This window comes from Paenibacillus sp. FSL R7-0313 (genome assembly GCF_037969885.1).
Taxonomy (GTDB): Bacteria; Bacillota; Bacilli; order Paenibacillales; family Paenibacillaceae; genus Paenibacillus.
Genome location: NZ_CP150219.1, coordinates 2,548,293 through 2,571,385, shown reverse-complemented (window position 1 = coordinate 2,571,385; position 23,093 = coordinate 2,548,293). Strand labels below are relative to the sequence as shown.

22 protein-coding genes are annotated in these 23,093 nt (G+C 47.0%); 1 reads left to right on the top strand and 21 read right to left on the bottom strand.

Going from position 1 to position 23,093, the window contains the following annotated elements:
- Window positions 1-74: 74 nt before the first annotated feature.
- The gene (locus NSQ38_RS11235; RefSeq protein WP_339789235.1) at window positions 75-2,147 is read right to left on the bottom strand and encodes a beta-galactosidase; all 2,073 of its coding nucleotides are present in this window, start codon (window positions 2,145-2,147) and stop codon (window positions 75-77) included.
- Between the two features lie 181 nt (window positions 2,148-2,328).
- Here NSQ38_RS11235 and NSQ38_RS11230 point away from each other — a divergent pair, with 181 nt between their 5' ends.
- Window positions 2,329-3,180 carry an AraC family transcriptional regulator gene (locus tag NSQ38_RS11230; protein ID WP_339789232.1) on the top strand — a complete coding sequence of 284 codons (852 nt, stop codon included), beginning with the start codon at window positions 2,329-2,331 and terminating at the stop codon, window positions 3,178-3,180.
- A 78-nt stretch (window positions 3,181-3,258) separates the two neighbouring features.
- On the opposite strand, the gene NSQ38_RS11225 is transcribed toward NSQ38_RS11230, so the two are convergent.
- The 20 genes from NSQ38_RS11225 to NSQ38_RS11130 all read right to left on the bottom strand — a co-directional run bounded on the left by NSQ38_RS11225 (window position 3,259) and on the right by NSQ38_RS11130 (window position 23,072).
- Window positions 3,259-3,492: a helix-turn-helix transcriptional regulator gene (locus tag NSQ38_RS11225; protein ID WP_339789229.1), complete on the bottom strand. Its 234-nt coding sequence runs from the start codon at window positions 3,490-3,492 to the stop codon at window positions 3,259-3,261.
- 9 nt (window positions 3,493-3,501) lie between these two features.
- Window positions 3,502-3,978 carry a DUF2975 domain-containing protein gene (locus NSQ38_RS11220; RefSeq protein ID WP_192136289.1) on the bottom strand — a complete coding sequence of 159 codons (477 nt, stop codon included), beginning with the start codon at window positions 3,976-3,978 and terminating at the stop codon, window positions 3,502-3,504.
- Between the two features lie 276 nt (window positions 3,979-4,254).
- Complete coding sequence (locus NSQ38_RS11215) at window positions 4,255-4,590, bottom strand: DUF3024 domain-containing protein (RefSeq protein ID WP_339789226.1); 336 nt, start codon at window positions 4,588-4,590, stop codon at window positions 4,255-4,257.
- Window positions 4,591-4,703: 113 nt separating this feature from the next.
- Window positions 4,704-4,973, bottom strand: a complete 270-nt coding sequence (rpsN, locus tag NSQ38_RS11210) for a 30S ribosomal protein S14 (RefSeq protein ID WP_036605831.1) — start codon at window positions 4,971-4,973, stop codon at window positions 4,704-4,706.
- A 310-nt stretch (window positions 4,974-5,283) separates the two neighbouring features.
- Window positions 5,284-6,480, bottom strand: a complete 1,197-nt coding sequence (locus NSQ38_RS11205) for a GTP-binding protein (RefSeq protein ID WP_339789224.1) — start codon at window positions 6,478-6,480, stop codon at window positions 5,284-5,286.
- A 559-nt stretch (window positions 6,481-7,039) separates the two neighbouring features.
- The gene (locus NSQ38_RS11200) at window positions 7,040-8,260 is read right to left on the bottom strand and encodes an MFS transporter (protein WP_339312637.1); all 1,221 of its coding nucleotides are present in this window, start codon (window positions 8,258-8,260) and stop codon (window positions 7,040-7,042) included.
- Between the two features lie 41 nt (window positions 8,261-8,301).
- Window positions 8,302-9,495 carry an MFS transporter gene (locus NSQ38_RS11195; protein WP_339789221.1) on the bottom strand — a complete coding sequence of 398 codons (1,194 nt, stop codon included), beginning with the start codon at window positions 9,493-9,495 and terminating at the stop codon, window positions 8,302-8,304.
- Between the two features lie 13 nt (window positions 9,496-9,508).
- Entirely contained in the window at window positions 9,509-10,261 is a 753-nt protein-coding gene (locus NSQ38_RS11190; protein ID WP_339789219.1) for an ABC transporter ATP-binding protein, read from the bottom strand.
- Complete coding sequence (locus NSQ38_RS11185) at window positions 10,262-11,071, bottom strand: ABC transporter ATP-binding protein (RefSeq protein ID WP_339789217.1); 810 nt, start codon at window positions 11,069-11,071, stop codon at window positions 10,262-10,264. It abuts the gene before it with no gap.
- Window positions 11,052-11,948 (bottom strand): nickel/cobalt ABC transporter permease, encoded by an 897-nt coding sequence (opp1C, locus tag NSQ38_RS11180; RefSeq protein ID WP_339789215.1) that lies wholly within the window; start codon window positions 11,946-11,948, stop codon window positions 11,052-11,054. Before opp1C ends, NSQ38_RS11185 begins: the two co-directional genes overlap by 20 nt.
- On the bottom strand, window positions 11,948-12,880 hold the full coding sequence (gene opp1B, locus NSQ38_RS11175) for a nickel/cobalt ABC transporter permease (RefSeq protein ID WP_133387061.1): 933 nt from the start codon (window positions 12,878-12,880) through the stop codon (window positions 11,948-11,950). The genes opp1C and opp1B overlap by 1 nt, the downstream gene beginning before the upstream one ends.
- A gap of 13 nt (window positions 12,881-12,893) precedes the next feature.
- Window positions 12,894-14,525 carry a nickel ABC transporter substrate-binding protein gene (gene nikA / locus NSQ38_RS11170; protein WP_339789213.1) on the bottom strand — a complete coding sequence of 544 codons (1,632 nt, stop codon included), beginning with the start codon at window positions 14,523-14,525 and terminating at the stop codon, window positions 12,894-12,896.
- Window positions 14,526-14,807: 282 nt separating this feature from the next.
- Window positions 14,808-16,094, bottom strand: coding sequence for an opine metallophore biosynthesis dehydrogenase (locus tag NSQ38_RS11165; protein ID WP_339789211.1), 1,287 nt, complete (start codon window positions 16,092-16,094; stop codon window positions 14,808-14,810).
- A 57-nt stretch (window positions 16,095-16,151) separates the two neighbouring features.
- Window positions 16,152-16,946: an SAM-dependent methyltransferase gene (locus NSQ38_RS11160; RefSeq protein ID WP_339789209.1), complete on the bottom strand. Its 795-nt coding sequence runs from the start codon at window positions 16,944-16,946 to the stop codon at window positions 16,152-16,154.
- Between the two features lie 41 nt (window positions 16,947-16,987).
- Complete coding sequence (locus NSQ38_RS11155) at window positions 16,988-17,848, bottom strand: diaminopimelate epimerase (protein ID WP_339789207.1); 861 nt, start codon at window positions 17,846-17,848, stop codon at window positions 16,988-16,990.
- Between the two features lie 333 nt (window positions 17,849-18,181).
- Window positions 18,182-19,408 (bottom strand): amidohydrolase, encoded by a 1,227-nt coding sequence (locus tag NSQ38_RS11150; RefSeq protein WP_339789205.1) that lies wholly within the window; start codon window positions 19,406-19,408, stop codon window positions 18,182-18,184.
- A gap of 50 nt (window positions 19,409-19,458) precedes the next feature.
- Window positions 19,459-20,520, bottom strand: coding sequence for an LLM class flavin-dependent oxidoreductase (locus NSQ38_RS11145; protein WP_339789202.1), 1,062 nt, complete (start codon window positions 20,518-20,520; stop codon window positions 19,459-19,461).
- A 121-nt stretch (window positions 20,521-20,641) separates the two neighbouring features.
- On the bottom strand, window positions 20,642-21,514 hold the full coding sequence (locus NSQ38_RS11140; RefSeq protein ID WP_017692495.1) for a LysR family transcriptional regulator: 873 nt from the start codon (window positions 21,512-21,514) through the stop codon (window positions 20,642-20,644).
- Between the two features lie 69 nt (window positions 21,515-21,583).
- Window positions 21,584-22,132, bottom strand: a complete 549-nt coding sequence (gene ssuE, locus NSQ38_RS11135; RefSeq protein WP_074096318.1) for an NADPH-dependent FMN reductase — start codon at window positions 22,130-22,132, stop codon at window positions 21,584-21,586.
- A 25-nt stretch (window positions 22,133-22,157) separates the two neighbouring features.
- A complete protein-coding gene (locus NSQ38_RS11130; RefSeq protein WP_339789199.1) occupies window positions 22,158-23,072 on the bottom strand; it encodes an ABC transporter permease in 915 nt (304 codons plus the stop codon).
- Window positions 23,073-23,093: the final 21 nt, after the last annotated feature.

The window sequence follows — 23,093 nt, the reverse complement described above, 5'->3', positions numbered from 1 at the left end:
CGCCTTGCAATGGCTGCAAGGCGCTTTTGGTGTTTATTTGTATATATAACGCATGATATTGATGAATGGATTCCTTATTGCGGCAAATCGATCTCAAAAATGAACACACCATACGCGGGCATGTTGATCTCATTCTGAAGTGTTGTACCTGACAGTAACTCTTTTGCTTGTTTCTTAAGCTTAATGGGTACTTGTTGATCCGAGTAGTTGAGTAAAAATACATAAGCTTTATCCTTACCGGAACGGATACCAAGCTCAACTTCGGACGGTACCTCTACCAGGTCATCCACAGGCGAGACTAGCCTGATTTCATCAAGAAGAGCATCTACGACCGATTCATTGTAAGCCGCACCATAATACCATACCTGCCCCTGACCTACCGCACGTTTGGTCAATGCAGGACTACCTGCATAATATTCGGATGTATACTCAGCCATGACCTGCACGTCAGAATGCTCCACATGAAGAACTTCGTTAAATCCGGCCGTTGACGTTCCCTCCTGAAGTCGCTCACTCGCCCCACTCCATTGCAGCTCAGCTGCTGGAATGGTTCCTTTGATTAAGGTAAAGTCCTCTACGGTTACACCACACAACTCAGCGACAGCCCCAGGGAACGGTCTCATATAACAATGTCCCTTGAGATCCTTATAGCCGGTGCGGGCACCGAAAAACAGGATTCCCCCTTGACTGACATAGGCTTGGAGAAGTTCTGCTGTCTCGTCTGTCATGATGGCCGGGTGAGCATAGATGATCACCTTATATTCAGATAACTCTTCCAGTGTTGTCGTTGGTTGCAGTGTAACCATGTCCGTCGGAATATGACGATACTGGAGCTGCTTATACCAAGAGCGTACACTCTGTTGCTGAAGCGGGCCGTGCCACTCGTCCAACTCCCCGTCCCAGATGTTATCGTAATCCTGTAGGATTGCAACATCGGCTTGATATGTAGTGCCCGCAATAACACGCCCGATCTTGGCAAACTCTTCCCCTACTTGTGCAACCTCGCGTACCCTTCTGTTGGGCTGATTATGGTAATCATTGATGCCATGCCAGTACATCTCGGTGCCAAATGTTGCCGTCCGCCAGCGGAAGTAGACGAGCAGATCTGTTCCATGAAGAACAGATTGATACGACCATAATCGGATCTGTCCCGGTCTTGGCGTACCCATGCCTATACTGTCGACCCAGCCTCCTGGCCCAGACTGTTGTTCCATGACGCAGAAGTTCGGTGACATATTGCGCACGTTCGACAGTTTCATGCTCCAGGTCCGATCTTGTAATGAGTTATCGTCTGTCCCTGGGAAGATCGTGGCAAACTGCGGATACGAATCATAGGAGAAGAAATCCAACAGGTCTTCTGTCATTTCATGATTATCCAAGTGTCCAAACGTACCGTTCGTTGTGATCCAATGTTTCGGATCCAGTTCCCGAATGATCTCCACCTGAAGTTTGGCAAATGAAATGGTATTTGCTGAGATGAATCTCTTTTCATCTAATGCCAGGTGAGGATTTGGCGATTGGCTGACCATATTTCGGGTAAGGTGAACTTGCTCCCAGTCGGTATAGGTCTGACTCCAGAAAACGGTTCCCCAAGCCTGGTTCAGGTTCTCCAACGATTCATAACGATTCTTAAGCCATTCACGGAAGGCGACATGGTCAGCCTCAGCATAGAAAACATCCATATGACAATTGAATTCGTTATCGATCTGCCATCCAATGAGAGCCGGATGATCTTTATAGGCAATCACCATATTACGCACGATTTTCTCACATTGCTGTCTGTAGATTGGGCTGCTGTAGTTGGTATGGCGTCGCATACCGTGTTGATACAATACCCCGTCCTTATTTGCGTTTAATACTTCAGGATATTTGGATGTTAACCATGCTGGTGGAGTTGCAGTAGGTGTTCCCAAAATAACACTTAAACCATATTGATGCGCCAGATCCAGTGCCTTCTGGAAAAAACTAAAATCGAACTGACCTTCTTCCGGTTCAAAGATGGACCATGCAAATTCAGCCATCCGAATAACCGTGATATTCATCTCTTTCATTCTAAGGAAATCGTCCTCCCACAACGCTTCCGACCAGTGCTCAGGGTAATAACAGACCCCCATTTTTAATTCATCCAATTGGATTGATTTTGCCACCTTTAATTGCCCCCTTAACCTGCCATATTGCCTCCATTCTATTGGAACCTTCACATATAATAAATGACAAGATTATGCGACTTATAATAAAATATTGTCATTGCTGAATATTCAAATAACAGTGGGCTGAATCTATTTCAGTTCACTACATAAAAATATTGCGTTTAAATGGAGGATGCACGTGAAAGAACACATCTTTCTCCCCAAGCCGGTTTTCCCCAGACATGTATGTTTTCCCGATTTTATTGGAGGGTACAGTGACTTTCCCAAGCATCATGTGAATCGGGAATATCGAACCAAAGATATCAACTTAGATCATTGCTACAATCTGCACCTTGTACTTGAAGGTAAAGGGTTCCTGGACACTGGAACCGCTTGTTATGAGCTAACACGTGGGCAGGGATTCCTCTATGGCCCCGGTCTCAGACAAACCTACTACTCAGATTTGGATGATCCTTGGAGTATTCGTTGGATTCACTTCTACGGTATTCGTCTCGAAGAGCTGTTAAATGGAAAAGGCGTTGACGAGCCATGGCTGTTTCAATGCTCCAACTTCCCGGTGGTTACCGCGCTCATGGATCGATTACTGGAGCTCGGAAGAGGCTATCAGGTGGAGGACGAGCACAGCATGGCAGCTACTTTATATGAACTTCTGACCCAATTACAATCCGCAGCGAGCCAAATTAATGTTTCGTTAAATCACACATCAGAGCGAATTCGTGAAGCAGGGAATTATATTCGTTCTCATAGTAACGAGCACATTACACTTGACCACGCTGCCGGGATTGCCGGATACAGTACAACATACTTTAGCCGCAAGTTCAGTCAGACGTTTGGTATCTCCTTCCCGGAATTCCTGATGGAATCCAGGTTATTACATGCGAAACAGCTGCTTGCCACAACCAACCTTTCCATTAAACAAATTACGCTGGAAACGGGATTTTCACAGTCAAGTTACTTCATCCGCTGTTTTAAAACCCAGGAAAACGTAACGCCTATGCAATTCCGTATGATGCACAATCATTCGTTATAGGCATGGCAGTATTCCTTGATCAAGCCGACGCAAAAGAAGACTCTGCATACAACATGCAGAGTCTTCTTTTGTCATTTTTCATATATCTTCATTTGTATCTTCGTCCTCGTCAGCCTTATATTCCAATATATCTCCAGGCTGACAATCCAGTGCTTTACAGATGGCATCCAGAGTGGATAAACGGATCGCTTTTGCTTTTCCTGTTTTTAATATGGAAATATTGGCGATCGTGATCTCAACTCTCTCTGCAAGCTCGGTAACCGTCATTTTCCGCTTTGCCAACATCACATCAATATTGATTATAATGGCCATATATTCACCTCAGACCACTAGGTCATTTTCTGATTTGATATCAATCGCTTCCTGTAACAATCTTTGGAGCACAGCAGAAAACACTGCGATGACCAATGAAGCAAAAACAGGAACCATTCCCATAAGAATGAGGCCTGGGGCATCATCTTTCTCTGCTACAACATACACAAAAGGCAACATCACAAAATAGAGACTACTGATTACAATAGCACAATATTTTATAGTTTTTAAGGATTTCACTGATATTAGAGAGAACGCTTCATTTTTGTCGATGTAGCTCAGCAGACGGAATGCCTGGTACAGTGCAACGATAAACGGAATAACGGACACATACATAATAATCACTATGGGGTATAGTGCACCTGCATAATTCGGATTCACCGGATTATTCGCTAACCAGGGTATGCCGAATATACATAAGGCAAGAATGGGAACACCAATAAGCAACACAGCCAATTTTAAAAAGATGGTTGTACCTCGCTTCACAAAAAGCACCTCACTTGTTTTAAGTGATATGAATTTATCATAATATTTATCGTTTTACAATAAATTTTTATTGTAAAACAGATTTTATTTATTCTTTTGCTCACTAAGGAAGGAAGACCAAAAGATCCCCCCTCTTTGCTTCAGTGATTCTTGGACACAAAAAAAGCCCAAAGCTAGCCACTGCTTCGCTAGCTTCGAACTCGGTTGCATCTACGCCATATTTGTCTGAATTAACATTAATTTTCACGAATGAAATATACTCTTAACCGATCTCGCTCACGTACGCCAGAACAGTCCAGCCTCATCCCGTTCCACCTGCTCGAGCACATTCTCAAAATCGGAACAAGGTGTAATAACATCTACCGGATTCCAGCTGCTCTGTTCATCTCTGGCATACACTTTCCACTGATTTTCTTCCCAGTAAAATCGGGCAATATACATCTTATCCCATTGATACCGCTCCTCGGCGGGTCTTTCTTCGGTCAGGATCAATTCATTGTCATTCATCTCATACGTCAACTTCACCATCGTACGCAGTGGCGCAGGTACCTTCTCGTGAATATATCCGTTCATTACAGACTGAATTCTTCGTAACGTAAACAAGTCCAACATGAAGATGCACACCCTTTCAGCAAAAAAACGCCCTGTTCTACGCACCGCATGTAGCTTCCAACAAGTGGTGCCCTTCCTCATGCAAAAGTGGTCAGCTACATCCCTTGATCATTTTACCAACTGGATTTTGTTACGCCAGGAATCTGCCCTTGATGAGCAAGTTCTCTGAACTTGATTCGAGATACCTTGAACTTGCGTAGATAACCCCGCGGGCGACCTGTCACTTCACAACGATTCTTTAGTCTGGTCGGAGATGCATTCCGTGGCAATTTCTGCAATGCCTCGTAATCCCCTTTTTCCTTCAATTCCCGGCGCAGGTCCGCATATTTTGCCACGATCGCCTGACGTTGCTTCTCACGTACCACTTTAGATTTTTTAGCCATGAATTATAGCTCCTTTATCCATCGAATTTATGTTTATGACAGAACAACCTTCCGATCGCTGTTATCCCCAGATTATATTGATTCATTTTACAAAGGGTAAATCCGGGGATAGCGTATGCTTCCGATGTAGCTTTCTTGCAGAAAGCTTGTAGGCGAAGTGTATGCTTTCGAAGTAGCTTTTCTGCAGAAAGCTTGTAGCTACGCTTCTTCAGGTCCTTTCTGCCCTCTCCGTTTTGTGTAAATGTTTATTTCAATTTATATAGATGTGTTTATACAGCGCTACTCCCAATGCAGAACATCATCTTCCAAGTTATAAGACTTCCACAGGCCATGGCAGTGGATTATCAAAATGACCCCAGTCAGCCAGCATTTCTTCGTCACTGAGCAGACACTGATCCAGCTCATCTTCAATGCTGGCACGTTCCATGTCGATCCCGATCATGACAAGCTCCGTCTGACGATCTCCCCACTGGGCATCCCATTTTTCCATAACATCCGGCTCGTTACGCAAAATCTCTTCTTTGTCCGCTTCCGGCAACGCCGCGATCCAATGTCCCGCAGGACCCAACTGAATGGATGATCCCGCCTGACTCAGGCTTGCAGCAACATCCCCTTCGGCTGCGAGCCATACCAAACCTTTGGCACGTACCACTTCTTCCGGCCAGTAACTCATGAATTCAGCCAGACGGGAAGGATGGAACGGCTTTCTGCGGCGATATACAAAGGAACCAATGCCATATTCCTCGGTTTCCGGTGTATGCGACTCCTTCTCCAGCTCCTGAATCCACCCAGCGGACATGCTCACCTTCTCAAAATCAAAGCGGCCTGTATTCAAAATCTCGGACGGATTCACCTGTCCGTTCTCGGTCCGAATGATCTTGGCGTTAGGCTGCAACTTGCGGATGATACCTTCGAGCTTGTTCAGCTCGGTGTCATCGACCAGATCACATTTGTTCAGCAGCAGCACATCACAGGTTTCGATCTGATCAATCAACAAGTCTACGACGTCACGAGTGTCCTCATCTCCAGTCGCTTGATTACGATCCAAAAGACTCTGCCCTGATCCAAAATCATGCCAGAATCGATTGACATCCACCACCGTTACCAGACAATCCAATCGGGCCAGACGAGTCAGATCAATACCCGACTCCTCATCGGCGTATGTAAAGGTCTGTGCAACGGGAACAGGTTCACTGATTCCGGTGGATTCGATCAAAATATAGTCATACTTGCCTTCGTTCACCAGCTTCTCAATCTCTTGCATCAGATCATCCCGCAAGGTGCAACAGATACAGCCGTTGGACAACTCCACTAACTTCTCTTCCGTTCGAGACAAGGTTGCCTCCCCCTTAACCAGCGCAGCATCAATATTGACCTCGCTCATGTCGTTAACGATCACGGCAACCTTAAGCCCTTGTCTGTTGTTCAACACATGATTCAAAACCGTCGTTTTCCCTGAACCGAGGTAACCACTCAGTACGGTTACCGGAACTTGCTTTTGTGTCATAGAAATCTACTCCTTATATGTGCAGTCTGCGTAATCCAGACTTTAATAGTAATTATTACGATTAACAACAATGACTATAATCCTGTTGGACGGTCGTTGTCAAACTATTTTTGATTCAACCTGCAAAAAAAGGTTGATGACCGCCCCTTACACTTTCGCATCCTGATGATACGTTTTGGCAAGAAGTGAGTCATAAACCTCCTCTGTAAATATTCGCACTACATGCGGGATAGGCTAGACAGCGGAACTATCAATATAAATTAGAAGTACGCCTGTACCGGGACATATTCAACAAAACTATATAGATTGAACTGAACATTTACACGAAACGGAGAGGACAGAAAGGACCTGAAGAAGCGGAGCTACAAGCTTTCTGCAGGAAAGCTACTTCGAAAGCATACACTTCGCCTACAAGCTTTCTGCAAGAAAGCTAAATCGGAAGCATACGCTATCCCCGGATTTAACCTTATAAAAAGGAATCAAAAAAATCTGGGGATAACAGCGATCGGAAGGTTGTTCTGTCATCGGAGTGATCCGTGTAAATGTTCTTTGGTTCAATTTATATAGTCACCACAGATCTGGCCTTATTGCCCGCTTCCATCCGTTGCCTGAACACCAACACCAGTACCATCGCTGCAATAGACAGCAACGTGCAGATCATAAACATGGTCGAATACGAACTCACCTGTACAATGAGCCCCATCGCCAGTCCTCCCAGAGAGAATCCAAGGTCATACGAGGACATGAAAATCCCCATGAGTACATATCTGGAATCCGCAGGTAGCACAAAAGACAGATATGTGGTTAATGTCGGGTACAACAGTGCCAAGGCAAAACCGCTGAACACCGCGGAGAGATACACCAATGGCCCGATGATCTCCATCAGGCTGAGTAACTGGGTTCCCAGTGCTGCACACAGCATTAATCCTGCCATCAGCCAGGTATTCCAGCTACCGTCGGACGGAATTTTTTTACGCAAAATAAACCTGCACAGGATCACAACCAATCCCTGAATCGTCAGAAATACCCCAGCACTCGCCGTTCCGGTGGATACCATATACAAGGGAAGGAAGGTCGCTGTTGCCCCAAAAACGCAGGACGCAAACAGCATCACCACACTACTGATCAGCAGTGGCGTACTGCGCCAGATGCCGCCGAATGAACGAAACATATCGCCCAAGGTATACGATTTGTTCTGCACGGTACTTCGCGGCAGATCCACATTATATCCAATCAGAAGTGGCAGCGCCGCCAGTCCGATCATCAGCAGCGTAAACGCTAGATCACTGGCATTTTCCCAGATTTGTATGGCGAGGATCGGAATGACCAGAGAAGGAACCATCGTAAACAGGGTGTACATGGACAACCCTTGTGCCCGGTCTTTGTCCTCCAGCTTTTCCACAATGCCTGCCTGCATCGTCATGGAGAAAAAGGCCGTAGCCACCCCTTGCAGGGCTCGCAACCACAGATACGTCTCCACACCAAAAACAACAAACAGCAGCAACGTCCCGGCATGTAAAAGTAATAGCCATTGCATCACACGAAGCGGCCCATGCTTGCCCAGCAGCTGTGCTGCAAAAGGTCTCAAGAGCATACAGGTGAACATGTATGCCCCCATCATCAGACCAATCTCAGCCTGATTCAATCCGGCGGCCTCGCTTCGCAAAGGCAGAATAATCGTCAAAGCAGAATTCGCCGCAAAAAATAAAAAGGCCAGCATATAAAACCGGATAAACGAAAAGGATACCGGATTTAATTTCCCATTGGATGTTGCCGTCATTGAAGCCTTCAAACGTTCGTCACCACTTTCTCTTCTGGCAGTCAATTCATAGATGTACCTGTCACGGGTCTACGCCGCTCATAGGCAAAAACGATCATTACCGCTCCTAGGATAGCACAGATCATGTACATAAATGAATAGGAAGAGAAGTCAGCGACGGGTCCCATAATCACACCACCCAGAGAAATACCCAGATCAGCCATCGCGATAAATAAACCGATCAGAACGTTCCGATTCAGCTTAGGCAAGACAAAAGATAAATAGGTCGTGAGTGTCGGATACAGGATCGCCTGACCGATTCCCATGAATACAGCACCCACATAGAAAAAGACCACCCCGCCTGTCACGGCAAAACTGACACATTGCGCAGCTACGGCGAGCAGACACATGGTGCCCATCATGAAAGGAGAATGCCAACTGCCATCGGAAGGAATCCTTTTCCTAAGCATAATTCGAGCCAGTACCACCGTTCCTGCCTGAAGCATCAGATATACGCCGGCATTCCCTTTTGGTACTTGGCTCGCATACAGCGGAATGAAGGTTGTAATCGCGCCAAATACAACCGAGGCAGCGAGCATTAACACACTACAGCGAAATAAATACGGATTCTTCACCAACTGCCCAAAGGATTCCCACATGCTCACATTCTGCTCCGATGGATTCTCAGCAGGTTTCTCCTTGTTTGGTTCCATTTTGGCGGTATATCCGAAGATACCCGTACAGATGGCAATACCGATCAGAACCACTGTAAAATAATCCATGCCTCCCGCCTGCCATATCCCTAATGCGAGCACTGGCCCCACGATCCCTGGTATGTAACTGAATAGCGAATAATAGGAAATACCCTGAGACCGATCTTTCTCCGGAAGAGCATCAATAATGCCAATCTGCAAAGCCATGGAGAAGAAAGCCGTGGATACCCCCTGAAGAATACGAGCAAGCAAATAACCTCCAAGTCCCGTAAAGGTATATAAAATCAGCGCAAATCCATTGATAATCAGAATCAGACGTAATATTTTGATTGGTCCGTGCTTTTGAATAATCCGACCGGCCCAGGGTCTGAAGAACATCGTTGTGAACATATAAGCACCCATGATCAGACCAATGGTGGTACTACTCGCGCCAAGATATTCTCCCTGCAACGGGATCAATACATTAAGAATGGCATTGGCACTGAAATAAAGAAGGACCAATATGTACAAACGCAGAAAAGGCCAAGACATCGCTCCACTCACAATGGGGCTCCTCCTAAAATGGTATTAAATGCTTCAATAATCGCTTCGCATAATCGGACTGTACGTCCTTAAGTTGCTTGGTCGAAACGATTTCTACAACCTGTCCCTCTCTGAAAATGATTACCCTGTCACAGATATAAGCTGCCGCCTGTATATCATGCGTGATAAAAACATAGCTCAGCTTGTAGATTTCTTTCAGCTCTTTCAACAATTGCAACACCTGAATCTGAACAGACACGTCCAGTGAACTGATCGCTTCATCAAACACAATGCATTTGGGGGCGGTGGAGATGGCCCTGGCGATGCACACTCTCTGAGCCTCCCCACCGGATAGTTCATGCGGATATTTGAATTTATAAGAAGGGTCCAGTCCAACTTGGTTCAGCAACAGATCCACCTTTTCTGAGTTACCCTGATCCTTTCGCAGCTTTTGCTGTGCTTGCATCGGTTCCATAATGGCAGCTTCCACGGTAAGAAACGGATTGATGGAGGATGTATAATTTTGAAAAACGGCGCTGATGTTACCCATCCGTACACGTCGATCCTGTACGTCTTTACCATCGAGCGAGATCGTTCCACGATCCGGGCGTTCAATGCCCAGAATCAGACGGCCCAACGTAGATTTACCGCTTCCGCTTTCACCGATGATACCGAGACACTCGCCCTGCTGGCATTCAAAGGTAACCTGTTTCAAAACTTGTTGTTTGTGCTTGGAGAACAGTCCGCCTTGGTTATATGATTTTTCGATACCTTCCACCTTTAGCATCTAGGAGTCCCCCTGCATCAACGCCTTAAAATGATTGCTTAGCTCCAGCCGGGTAGAGACCAGATACTGCGTATAGGCATGCTTCGGCTCTGTCAAAACAGAATGCATGCTGCCACGCTCAACGATCTTGCCGTCTTTCATAACCATCACGTCATCTGCAATCTTCTGGACGACGCCGAGATCATGGGAGATGAACATCATGGAACAGCCCATGCGTTCACGTAATTGAATCAATTGCTCCACCACTTCATATTGAGAGATCGTATCCAGTGCCGTTGTTGGCTCATCCGCAATAATCAGATCGGGCTCAAGCACCAACGCCAGTGCAATCATGATTCGTTGCAGCATCCCACCAGACAGTTGATGTGGATATTGATTCAGAATCTCGCGTGGGTTTCTGAGCATGACGTTTTCCATGGCATGGATGATTTTCTGTTCAATCACGCGGGTGTTCCAGCCAAAATGCTGCTGAAGCGTCTCCCGGATATGCACACCAATGACACAGGAAGGATCAAATGCACTCATGCCATTCTGCAAAATCATACACAGATGCTTGCCCCGCTTACCCCACATCTCCGGTTCCGAAAGCTGGTTCAGGTCTTCGCCCTGAAATAACATTGTGCCCGATTGGCGAATCCATGGCTTGTTCAATCGCATGATAGCCCTGCACGTAACGGACTTCCCACTACCACTTTCCCCCACGATGGCCATACAGCTTCCCTGCTTAACTTCAAATGAACTGTCATGAATGATCACTTTTCCTGTATTGGTGTCCCAGACTTTCAAATGTTCAACCTCGACTATATTCATAAGCGGTCTTTCTCACCTCACTTTCGTAAGACTTGTCAGACTTACCTTGAGAGGTCATCAATTTGGGGTCCAAAGCCACTTGAAGCGCATCCGACAGAAAATTAAAAGCAGACACGACCACCACAATGGCCAGGCCTGGTGCCAACATCAATTCAGGTCTGGAGAACATGACTTCCCTCGCCTCATTGAGCATCATGCCCCACTCCGCATGCGGAGCCTGGATTCCAAGCCCCAGAAAGGAAAGGCCGGAGATCTGCAACATCATCGAACACATGGAACCGCTGGCAATGACAGCAATATCGGCAAATGTAACCGGAACAATATGTTTGGTTATAATTCTCAGATTAGGCGTGCCGGAGGCTTTAGCGAATTTTACATAATCCATATCAGAGAATTGCATCACAGATGTTCGAATAACGCGGGCAAACCAGGCCCATTTCATCCACACAAAGGCAATCAAAATATTCTCCAGTCCTGCACCCAGAATGCCAACCACCGCCAGTGTCATTACGTATCCGGGGAAAGAAAGCATAATGTCACAGACTCTCATGATCCACGCATCCACTTTCCCCTTGAAGTAACCTGCGATGAATCCAACAATGGCCCCGATCAGAACAGAAAGGCTCAGCGCAACCAGAACCCATAACACACTTGGACGGATGCCATAGATAAGCCGAGATAATACACATCTACCCAGATGATCATTGCCTAATAGATAATCCCAGGATGAGGAGGCATACCGAAGCTTCATGTTCACTTGTCCAGGATCATGCGGCGCAATAAGCGGAGCCAGTACGCCCGCCATAAGCGTGGCGATAATCACCACCAAAGAGGTCATCGCAATCTTGTCTTTGCACAGATTTTTCAGTATTCGCATCAGAATTCCTTTCTCAACCGGGGATTCATCGCCGCATTAATGATGTCGGATAACGTATTAAACAAGACAAAGGTAACAGCCAACATCAGAACATACGCCTGAATAATCGGAAAATCCCTGCTTAAAATGGATTTCACGCTGAGCCTCCCGAGCCCCGGCCAGGCAAATACATTTTCGATGACCACCGTACTGCCCAGCACAATCGGGATCGCCATGCAAAAGATGGACACGGCCACCTGTAATGAATTTCTTAGAATATGCAGGGTAACTTTCTTCTCGCTCAGACCACTTGCCCGTGCATATAACACATAGTCCTCATTCATATTGCTCAGCATGGAACTTCGAACCGTTCGGAAATAAATGCCTGTATAACTCACCGTGATTACAATCACTGGTAGAATGTAACTTCGATACGAGTCCATACCGCTGGTAGGCAGCAGATCCAGCTTGACGGAAAAATACCAGATCATCATGGCTGCAAGCCAGTAGGATGGCATGGCGGTAAGGAAAAATGATACGCCTCTGACCGATCGATCCAGCAGCTTGCCTTCTCTCATGGCACAGATCACACCCAGCAGAATGGACAGCGCAATAATGAATACCGATGAGACAAGCGTTAACTTCAATGTGTTCATAAAAGCCGGCCCCATCAATGACCATACGGGTTCACCAGATACATAAGAATTGCCAAAGTCCAACTGCACAACAGCCATAATCCAGTTCACATACTGGATCATGAACGGCTGATCGAACCCCAATGCCTTGTTGGTCTGGGCAATTAATTCCTCTGTGATCTGCGGAACTTCCTGTGCCTGTAACACAACAACCGCCGGGTCCAAAGGAGATAAATTAATCAGAACAAACGTTATAAATGAAATGATAATCAGTAAAGGGATGGTTAACAGAATCCTTTTGACGATATAACTTCCCATATCCATCTCCGCTCTATTTAAAATTCATTTGTTCAAATGGCAGTTCATATTGAGTCTGCTTGAATGAGATTCCTTCGAGATTTTCAGGAGCGACTACGGTGACACGTCCGTTGGTAATCGGGATGAAGACTGCTTCATCATGGACAATCTTCATAATGTCGGCATACAGAGATTGGCGTGAAGCCTCATCCGTGGAGACCATAACCGCATCAATTTTTTTATACAATTCATCTGCTTGGGCAATTCCGCTTGTTGTATGCTTGTATGCCGAATCTGATGTAAATGCAGCAATGGTACTCTGTGGATCATAGGCCAGTCCCCAGGTTTGATTAAAGAGCAGATCATATTCCCCGGTGGCTCTCCGATTCGCGATAGAAGTGGATTCTTCACCCACGATCTCAAGCTGAACACCCAATTCTTTCATCGAATACTGGATCAATTCGGCCTGTATTTTCTGTGAAGACGAGTTGCTGTCATAGTATAGTTTCATGGCTAAAAGCTTACCGTTCTTCGTTCTCACCTCTTTACCATCTGCCAATGTCCAGCCTGCTTGGTCCAGAAGCTGTTTAGCCATTTCCGGATCATACTCCCGTTTCTTCAGGTCCACCTTGGCGTAATTGACATTGGCTGAAAATAGCGTGTCCGCTACAGTCTGCGTTCCGTTGAAAATATCTTTACTGATCGTTTCCCGATCGATGGCAACCCAAAGCGCTTCCCGAACTGCCGTTTCCTGAACCGGACTATTCTGGCGACTGCTATTGGCTACGATCATATTGGTATTCATCGCTTCACTTCGGACCACTTGATAACCACCAGATTCAGCCAATTGGTCCATGGCTTCGACATCGATACTGTCTGCTCCCCGGTCATCGGTAAACACAAAGTTGATCTCTCCCTTTTGTAATGCCAAGAATGTCGTTTCGCCAGCCGGAAGAACCTTGGATGTGATTTTCTTGATTGCAGGTGCACCACCCCAATAGTCTTCATTGGCTTCAAACGTGGCATTCTCTTCGACTTTATGAGCAGTAAGCTTGTAAGGTCCTGTACCGTGGAAACCACTCACTCCGTCTTTGGTTCCGCCATCTTTGAAATCCTTGGGTGATATGAAGACGTAAGGTCTTGTCATGGACAATTCCACCAGTGCCGGATAATAGGCTTCCGATAGCGACAGCTCCACCGTGCGCTCATCGATAACTTTTACACTTGTGATTTTGGTAGACAGCTTGATCCAGGCGTGTTTTTCGGCATTGGCCTGAACGGCATCGATATTTTGTTTGACCGCCTCTGCATTGAACGGCTCTCCATCATGGAATTTCACATCTTGTCGCAGATGAAAGGTGTAGGTCTTGCCATCCTCCGAGATATCCCATGATTCCGCCAGTAATGGCTTGATCCCATCAGGTGTGTTTTCCACCAGAGATTCATATACCATCCCTTGTGCAGGCATGGAGCCTGTGTACAGATGGGGGTTCATATCATTAATATCTTTGGCAGAAGCATAGATAAGTTCCGTTTGTACCTGGCTATTGGCAGGCTCCGTTTGGGCGCTCTCTTTTTCTTTTGTGCTCTGCTGTCCGCATCCGACGAGCAGCGCAATGGCAGATACCAGCAATAATAACCATTTAAAAGTACTACCTTTATTCACAACATTTCCTCCTGATGATGAAATTACAAGCAGACCTCGTAGGTTACATCGGGCAACTCCGATTGCAGTACCATCTTCCGATCACTGTTATCCCCAGATTTTTTTGATCTCTTTTCCAAAGAGAAAATCCGGGGATAGCATATGCTTCCGAAGTAGCTTTCTTTCAGAAAGCTTTTAGGCGACCGCTTCGCTTCTTCAGATTGGTTCTGCACTCTTCGTTATGATGTAAACATCAGGTTCAACTTGATTAATTTGAGATGTAATTAACCCAATTACTCAAAGTCAAAGTCCGGTGCAAATCATGCGGATATCCTCGTCAAAGGATTGGATGACAAAGGCATCGGACAAACGTTGATTCGGGTGTGCGTCAGTCATTTCCTGAAGCTTCGATTCATATATGGCGATGAATTGATCAATGATTGGACAGCTCACATCGAGATGTCTGGCAATGCCCTGGATGATTTTAATGCGGTAGTAATCTTCCTTGGGCATACGGGGAATATCTAGCTCCCCTTCGCGGTTCATGAACGTTTTGCGGAATGGGACTGCTGAAAAGTCAAAATATTTCCCTTCCGAATCGGGTTCCGAGAATGGATCAATCAATAAGGAGGTGTACCGTATGTATAATAAATACTCTTGATGAATGACCTGCAGCTGATTGAAATTCTCGATATCCTGGCGTGATATACTCTCTAATCGAACCGGATAGTTGTCATCCGTCATGAATTGAAGCAGGTTCACTCCCTGAATATCAAGTCGGTCCGTAATATTCATAATCTCCTGCCACTGCGCTCGCATATCCCGAATCAAATCTTGTGTAATCGGACCTTCGGGGTACATCTTGTATACGTATTTCTGAATATTTGATGCTCTAAAGATGGCCTCTAATGAGAAATCGTTCATGAACAAAGGGGGATGCACGTACAACGAAATATTTCTCGTTTCCGCCTCCAGTGGAGATCGCATCACTTCCAGCGCAATACCCAAACGCTCATAAACTTGGCATAACATACTGACCTGTTCAGACGGGGAACGAGTGGAACCGATATAGACCTTTTTCTTCACCCCTGTAGTAATCACATGATTGGACGGATGTTCGTGCATCCAACGGGTATCTCCAAGGTAGGTAGAGAAACTGATCACTTCCGGCGTTGCATTCCGCTCTCTCATATAATGGGTCACGAGTCGATTCGACCCAAACGTTGGAGAAATCAAAATGATACATTTCAGTTGTTTGATGAATTCATCATTCATTTGTTCCAGTACATCGATATACGCATCGGTGGTAACCGCCAAAATGAGTGTATCCCATTCACCATCAATGGTGTCATATCCCTTGAACACATGATCAACGTAACACTCACCTGCGAGCGATTGATGTTTCTCATTTTGAATGCTGACCTGAATACTTTGATTGCTCTGTTCGAGGGCTGAGAATACGGACGCTGAACGAACCGATGGTCTCCCCGCAATGCCTATACAGCAATTGAGATGATCTTTGAGCGTTACCGCCAACTGAATGGATACCGGTCCGGTTCCAAGTAACAAAATTCGCTGAAGATTGCTCATATAAGCCTCCTTTATTTCAAAGTTCAACCTGGACTCCATTTAGAATAACTTGGACAGCTATGCTTTTTGGTACAACGCAATATCGAATACATCATCCGGACGCAAAATCTTGTCCACTAGCCTCCACTTGCTGTTGTCCGTCTCTCTCATGGGATAATTGAACAAGGACTTCAACTGATCACCGTATCTCATGGCTACAACCACCTGTGCATTCGTCAGGGCATGCAGTTGATCAAGCAGCTCATATTTAGGGGCCACCGTAGAGCTGAAAATGATATGGGTTGCTTCCTGGGTATACTCCAGATTTTCCAGCAATGTTGACTCCAAACGAATCTTCAAACCCGCGCCCAGCGTCTCCACCACTTTCTGCCCGAGTCTAATGGATTCTTCATCAATATCGATCCCAACGACCTCTGCACCTGTTCGCTTGGCGATGAGTAATGGAGTCATGGGGAATGAACCGGAGCCGACCAACAATACTTTCGAATCGGAGGTCACATGGAAGCTGCCGAATTCTTTATCGATACACTCTTCTATGTTTTTGAAATAATCGGCAATCTGCACATCCCCGTTCTCTAACTTCAATGCACGATATTTCTCCATGATCGCCACACACTGGGCGGATTTATTTCTTAACTGCCATATAAGCGAATCCAGTTCTTCCAGCTCCGAATGCTCCAACTGTTCCCAGGCTGCCTTATTCTCCTGATTGGTCACAAAGCGGGAGTAGTCATTGATCACAGCCTCCAGCTCCGAACTATGCTGAATCGTATGATCATACTTGCTCGCGAGCTTATCGAATTTCTCTGCAAATTCACTCAAACATGTCTGAAAATGAACCAATGTGATCATTTCTTCTCCCCCTATACGTTGTCTCGATCATGTCATGTACCTCATGCGTTTATAACGCTCCATTCTGCTGGAGCATCTATGTAGGCTTTGCCCTGTGCCACGATGCCTACCGATCCCTCAATCGTAATGCTCCCAAGTTCTGCGCCATTCCACTCAGCTATCACTTTGATTGCACCACCGGGCTGCTTGATATACTGTGTAATCTCCCTCTGCTGGCTCCATGCAAGATAGGCTCCCACGGAGGCCGTACCCGAACCGCATCCTCTCTCCCACATCAGACTATCCAGCTCTGGAACATAGATGAGTGGGGCCATTTCTTCCAAGTGTGATTGATATAACAAGATACCGATCAGCTTATCTCCCAGGGTTAGTCCCAGTAACCTTGCAAGGGTCTGTGCCCTCTTTTTCATCGTATCGTCGAAGTCATCCACTTCAATCACGATATGAATGAACTCAGCGTACCGGATGATCACCATATCCAGTTCGATGCCTTCGTACCGGATTGTTCGTTGTTCGATCTGCTTCGGAATCGGCATAGTTACCTGGCAGTTGTATTCGTTCTGCTGTTTCTTCACATGGCACATGATCAATTGATCGGTTCCGGAAACCTCCAGCGCGATATCCATAGACTCCTGTTGTGCAAGTCTTGCTTCAGATGCGAGGTGTGCTGCAATTGCCATGCAGGCATTACCACAGAACTCTCCTCCGGCCATTTCCAGGCGGGCCACAGCTTCCGGTCTCCTCGTTGGTTTAATGAATCCCACTTGTTCAGCGTAAACGTTATCATACGACATTAGACGAGTCGCAATATGATTGTATTTCTCTGCTGCATGATCCGTTTTAACCAGAATCGTCATGTTTTGAGTGGGACTGAACTTGATAAAATCGATCTCCTGTTTCATCGCAGCAGCTACTCCTGTTCTTCATTTTTTACTAATAGTAATTATTACGATTAAAGGTCGAGAAAAATATAGCACAACCTTTTAGGGAGCGTCAACAAATATTTCCATTAAAAAAAAATAAAATTTACAATACCTTCAGCTGCCCCTCCTGTAAGAAAACCCAAACAAAGCTGACGCTTATGCGCCAGCCCTAGCCATAACTACACCATATAACAAGATTCAACGAATCGTCGTTCCTACCTCACTCTCACTTAAAAAAGGGAATTCGAAAAACGGTTGCCGTCGAACGGAACCGTTTCGATCTGGATATGATCCAGTGATTCACTATACTCATCACACTTGATGTGCTTGCACATTGTGCAGTGCTTTCTCAGCCAGTGCAGCCAGAAGATGTGCTCCGAGCGGCAGTGCCCGTTCATCCACATCAAAGCCAGGGTGATGCCACTCATGCGGGCCAGAGGTGCCCAGGAAGAGGAACAGGCCGGGAACTTCTTTTTGATAAAAAGAGAAGTCCTCACCTGCTGGAGAAGGTAACGGTCTAACACTGTTTAATCCAATCTCACTTGCAACTTGCTCAGCCGAAGATGCCAGAGACTCATCGTTGACCACGGCAGGAGGTCCCTGAATCCAGCGAACCGTAGCACGTGTGCCATAGGCCGCCGCAACACCCGCTACCACCTGATTGAAACGCTCGCGAATCCGTGCACGCACTTTCTCATCAAAGGTACGTACCGTGCCATCGAGTATCGCTTCGTCGGGAATAACGTTCCAGGCTGTGCCGCTATGAAGCTTGGTGACGCTGATTACAGCACTCTCCTGTGCTCCCACATTACGACTCACAATGGCCTGTAATGCCGTAACAATATGTGCGGCAACCACGATTGGATCAATGCCTGCTTCAGGCACGGCTGCATGGGTGCCTACACCTTCCACTTTGACAACAAAACCGTCTGCTGCTGCCATCAACGCACCTTCCCGAATGCCCACCGTACCCACCTGGAGATCAGGCTTGTTATGCAACCCAAATACGGCCCGAACATCGGACAATGCGCCGCTCTGGATCACTTGCCGTGCACCCGTTGCTTTTTCCTCCGATGGCTGGAATATCAACCGTACTTTTCCCGGCAAACTGGACTCGCGCTGTTTCAGTAATCGTGCAGCACCAATCAGAATTGCCGTGTGTGCGTCATGTCCGCAAGCGTGCATCCTCCCATCTACCTGGGAGGCAAAATCCAGCTTTGTCTCTTCCTGAATGGGCAGCGCATCAATGTCCGCTCTTAGGGCAACCACAGGTCCGTCCCCTTGGCCTACTTCAGCGACGAGCCCTGTCCGCAGCACATATTCGTCTGCAATACGGACGCCCTCCTCTTCCAGCCAACTTCGAATGGCTGCCGTCGTCTCCCTTTCCTCGCCGGACAACTCCGGGTTACGATGCAGGTGTCGCCGAATGGTGATTAAACGTTCCGCGAATGCTTCTGCCCGTTCACCGTGAAGCTCATGCTCGGCGCCCTGTACTAATTGCTCAGTCTGCTGCTCGGGCTGTTCCAGATCACTTTTCATCACATGGCCTCCCATTCGTATATATTCACTGCTATATTAACTGCCTAATTCTATCCGATTGCAGCTTCCTGTTCCTTGGATTCCAGTGCAAATTCGCTTAGTCCCTGCTCTGCCAGAATCTCACGCAACAATTCGAATGAACGAATTCGCTTGGCAAAGTCCCGTGTAGCTGTAGTCACAATGAACTCTTCCACAGCAAAATCCTGCTGGAACTTCAGCAGCGCCTGACCTACGCTTTCCTTCGTACCTCGGGTCACACTTGGCTCCAGAATCTCGATCCGATAGGTTTCGTTTGATTGACGTCCGAATTCTTCCGCCTGTTCCACAGAACCCACCGTCAGCACCTTTCCACTCTCCAGATGGATCTTCACCAGCATATGCTCACTCGCAAGACCTTCCGCTTCTTCCTCACTTTCGGCCACAATTAACGATATGGCTAATGCAGCGTAAGGCTCCCGTCCCTGGGAACGATCAAATTGTTCACGATATACACGGATCGCTTGAAGCGCTACCTCTATATTACTGTTAATGAACAGTGAAAAGACATATGGGAGTCCCAGTTCCGCAGCCATGCCTGCACTATCGACACTTGCTCCAAGCACATACAGTTCCGCTGGAATGTCGGACACAGGCGAGGCGCTGAGACCTGCAAGTGGATGCGACTGATCTTCAAACGGCTCATTGTGGATGTATCGTTTCACCTGAACAATCTTCTCTTGAAGAGAGGCAGCTTCCTGAATACCTTCCTGCAACGCCTGCGTCGAACGAGGTAACCCGCCTGGTGCACGACCGATTCCCAGGTCAACTCTTCCTGGCCCTAGCGCTGCGAGGATATTGAAATTCTCGGCGACTTTGTATGGACTGTAATGCTGGAGCATTACTCCGCCAGACCCCAACCGAATCCGCTTGGTATGCGCAAGCAAGTGGGAGATGAGTACCTCTGGGGAGGACCCTGCAACATGCCCTGAATCATGGTGCTCCGACACCCAGAATCGATGGAATCCAAGCTGCTCTGCCCGCTGTGCCAGCTCAATTGTATGCCGAAAAGCATCCACCGCCGTTTCCCCTTCATAGATGGGAGTCTGATCCAAAATGCCAACACGAATACTCATATCCTTCTCCTCCTTGATTGTGCTGAACCGCTGTTCTTGAATCACTATTAAGTTGAACTGGAGATGTTACAGTTCTGCACTCTCCGTTTTGGTGTAAAAGTCAGATTCAACGTTAGACGCTTTATAGTTGCCGCAGCAGTTCCCCGAAGGGCTCTGCCAATGGCGAATATTCTTCCTTTAACGTGACAACGCTGATCTGCAAAGATACACCTGCTACCTCATGTACCTGAATGGGGAACAGCTCCTGATTCTGCACTTCCTTCTTCACCGTAAGTCCCGGGAGAAAGGCAATGCCTGCCCCTTGCATAACCAGTTTCTTCGCCGTCTCCGAATTATCGACATGATATGTAATATTCGGCGGATGTTCCAGCGAGTCGAAAGCCCGGTGAATGCGAAGCCAGTCCAGTGAACCACATTCAAAAAAGACCAGTTGCTCATTCCGGATGGCTTCCATGCTGACATGCCCGCTCTCAATGAATGGATGTCCTTTGTACACATAGAGCTGGATCGGATCTTCATAAAAAGCAACCGTACGGATCGCAGGATGCATGACCTTGCGTACAAAGGCAAGATCGATCTCCTGACCAAGCAGTTTGGCAATCAGCTGATCCGTCGTTGCTGTCGTCAATTTGATGTTAATTTCGGGGTAAGCTTCCTTGATCTTGGGTAGAAAATCAGGAATGACATAATTGGACACCGATACTGTACTACCGAGCCGAAGCGCATCCGGTGTTGATCGCCGTTGCTGAATCTTCTGCTTGCCCTTCTGAATCACTTGCAGCACTTGCTGCGCATATGGAAGGAATTTCCGACCTTCTTCTGTCAGCACAATTTGCTTGCCAAGCCGATCAAACAACTTGCAGCCCAGCTCCCTTTCCAGTGACTGAATGCGAGCTGTGACCGAAGGTTGGGACAAGAAGAGTACTTCGGCAGCCTTATTGAAGCTTCCATAATGATTGATATATACAAATGCTTCAATATTCTCGATATTCATGAGCGCCTCCGTATCCACGTCCGCAGACGTTTGATCTTATATTGATTTATCCAATATATTTACTTGGTTTTATGATATCGTAATCCCATCCTTTTCCAGTGTCAATATCAATTCATCCAGCGAGCGATCCAGACGTGTAGTAATATCCGCCGAGAGCACAAATTTCCCATCATCCAATCGTTCAATTCCCTGATCCACAGCATACACGCCACCCAAGATATGTCTTCCACCAAGGGCTGCCAGTACAGGCTTCAATGCATAATCAATGGCGAGCAGATGAGCAATGGAGCCACCAATAACGAGTGGGAGTGTCAACTTACCCCGTAGCCCTTCTTGCGGAATCAGATCCAGGAACAGCTTGAGCACTCCCGAGTACGATGCCTTATACACAGGTGTAGCCACAATAACTGCATCCGCCGCTTCCACGACAGCAAGTGCATCACGAATGAACGAGCTGTCAAACCGGGCTTGCACCAGATCCTCAGCGGGAAGATCCACAACATGAATGACTTCAACGGTGATGCCTGCCTCCGTTAATTTTTGGCTGCTGTAATCCGTCAGACCTGTCAAACGCGAACGTTTGGAAGGTGATCCGGCAATAATGACAACATGTGACATAAAGTATTCCTCCTTAGGGTAGCGGTCAGGCCGCTCCTTTTAATTTGGGGTCCAACCGATCGCGAATATCGTCTCCAATCAGATTAACCGCCAGTACAAACAAAGTGATCGCCAGACCCGGGAACGTACAGATCCACCAGGCAACCGTCAGATACCCTCTACCTTGCGAGAGCAATGCGCCCCAATCCGGTATTTCCTTCAACACCCCAAGTCCCAGAAAACTGAGTCCGGAACCCGTAAGAATTGATGTCCCTACGCCCAGTGTAGCCATGACCAGCAAGGGTGACAACGAATGTGGCAGTACATGTTTCCAGAAAATGCGTGTATTGGAACCGCCCAGTGAACGTGTCGCTGTAATGAAAGGCAGACCTTTAACTGATATGACCTGCCCACGCATCACCCGTGCGTAGCCCGGAATGGAGGAAACCGCAACAGCCAGTGCAATATTCATCAGTCCTGGCCCGAGAGCAGCTGCAACAGATAATGCAAGCAGTACGCCGGGTACAGCCATCAGAATATCAACAGCCCGCATGGTGATGGTATCAACAATACCTCCGGCATAACCGGAGATAATACCAAGAGCACTGCCAACAATACCGCCTACAAGTACCGAGGCGAATCCAATGAGCAATGAATCTCTGCTTCCATGCACAACCACACTGAAGATATCCCTGCCAAAATAGTCCGTCCCGAACAGGTGCGCAGCAGAAGGAGCCTGCAGGATAGCATCCGTCATCATCTGAGTTGGATCATAGGGTGCAATCCAGCCCGGTACAATCGCACATGCCACGGTAAACACGACCACCAGCAATGCTGCATAAAAGAATAATCGGGATACCGCGAGTGAAACGCGATAGCGCCAAGGGCGGCGATTCCACAGACGTATACGTCCTACGCCCGCCCATACTTTTTTGTCACCAACCAAAGGTTTCATGCTCATGAGCAACAACTCCTCCTTCCA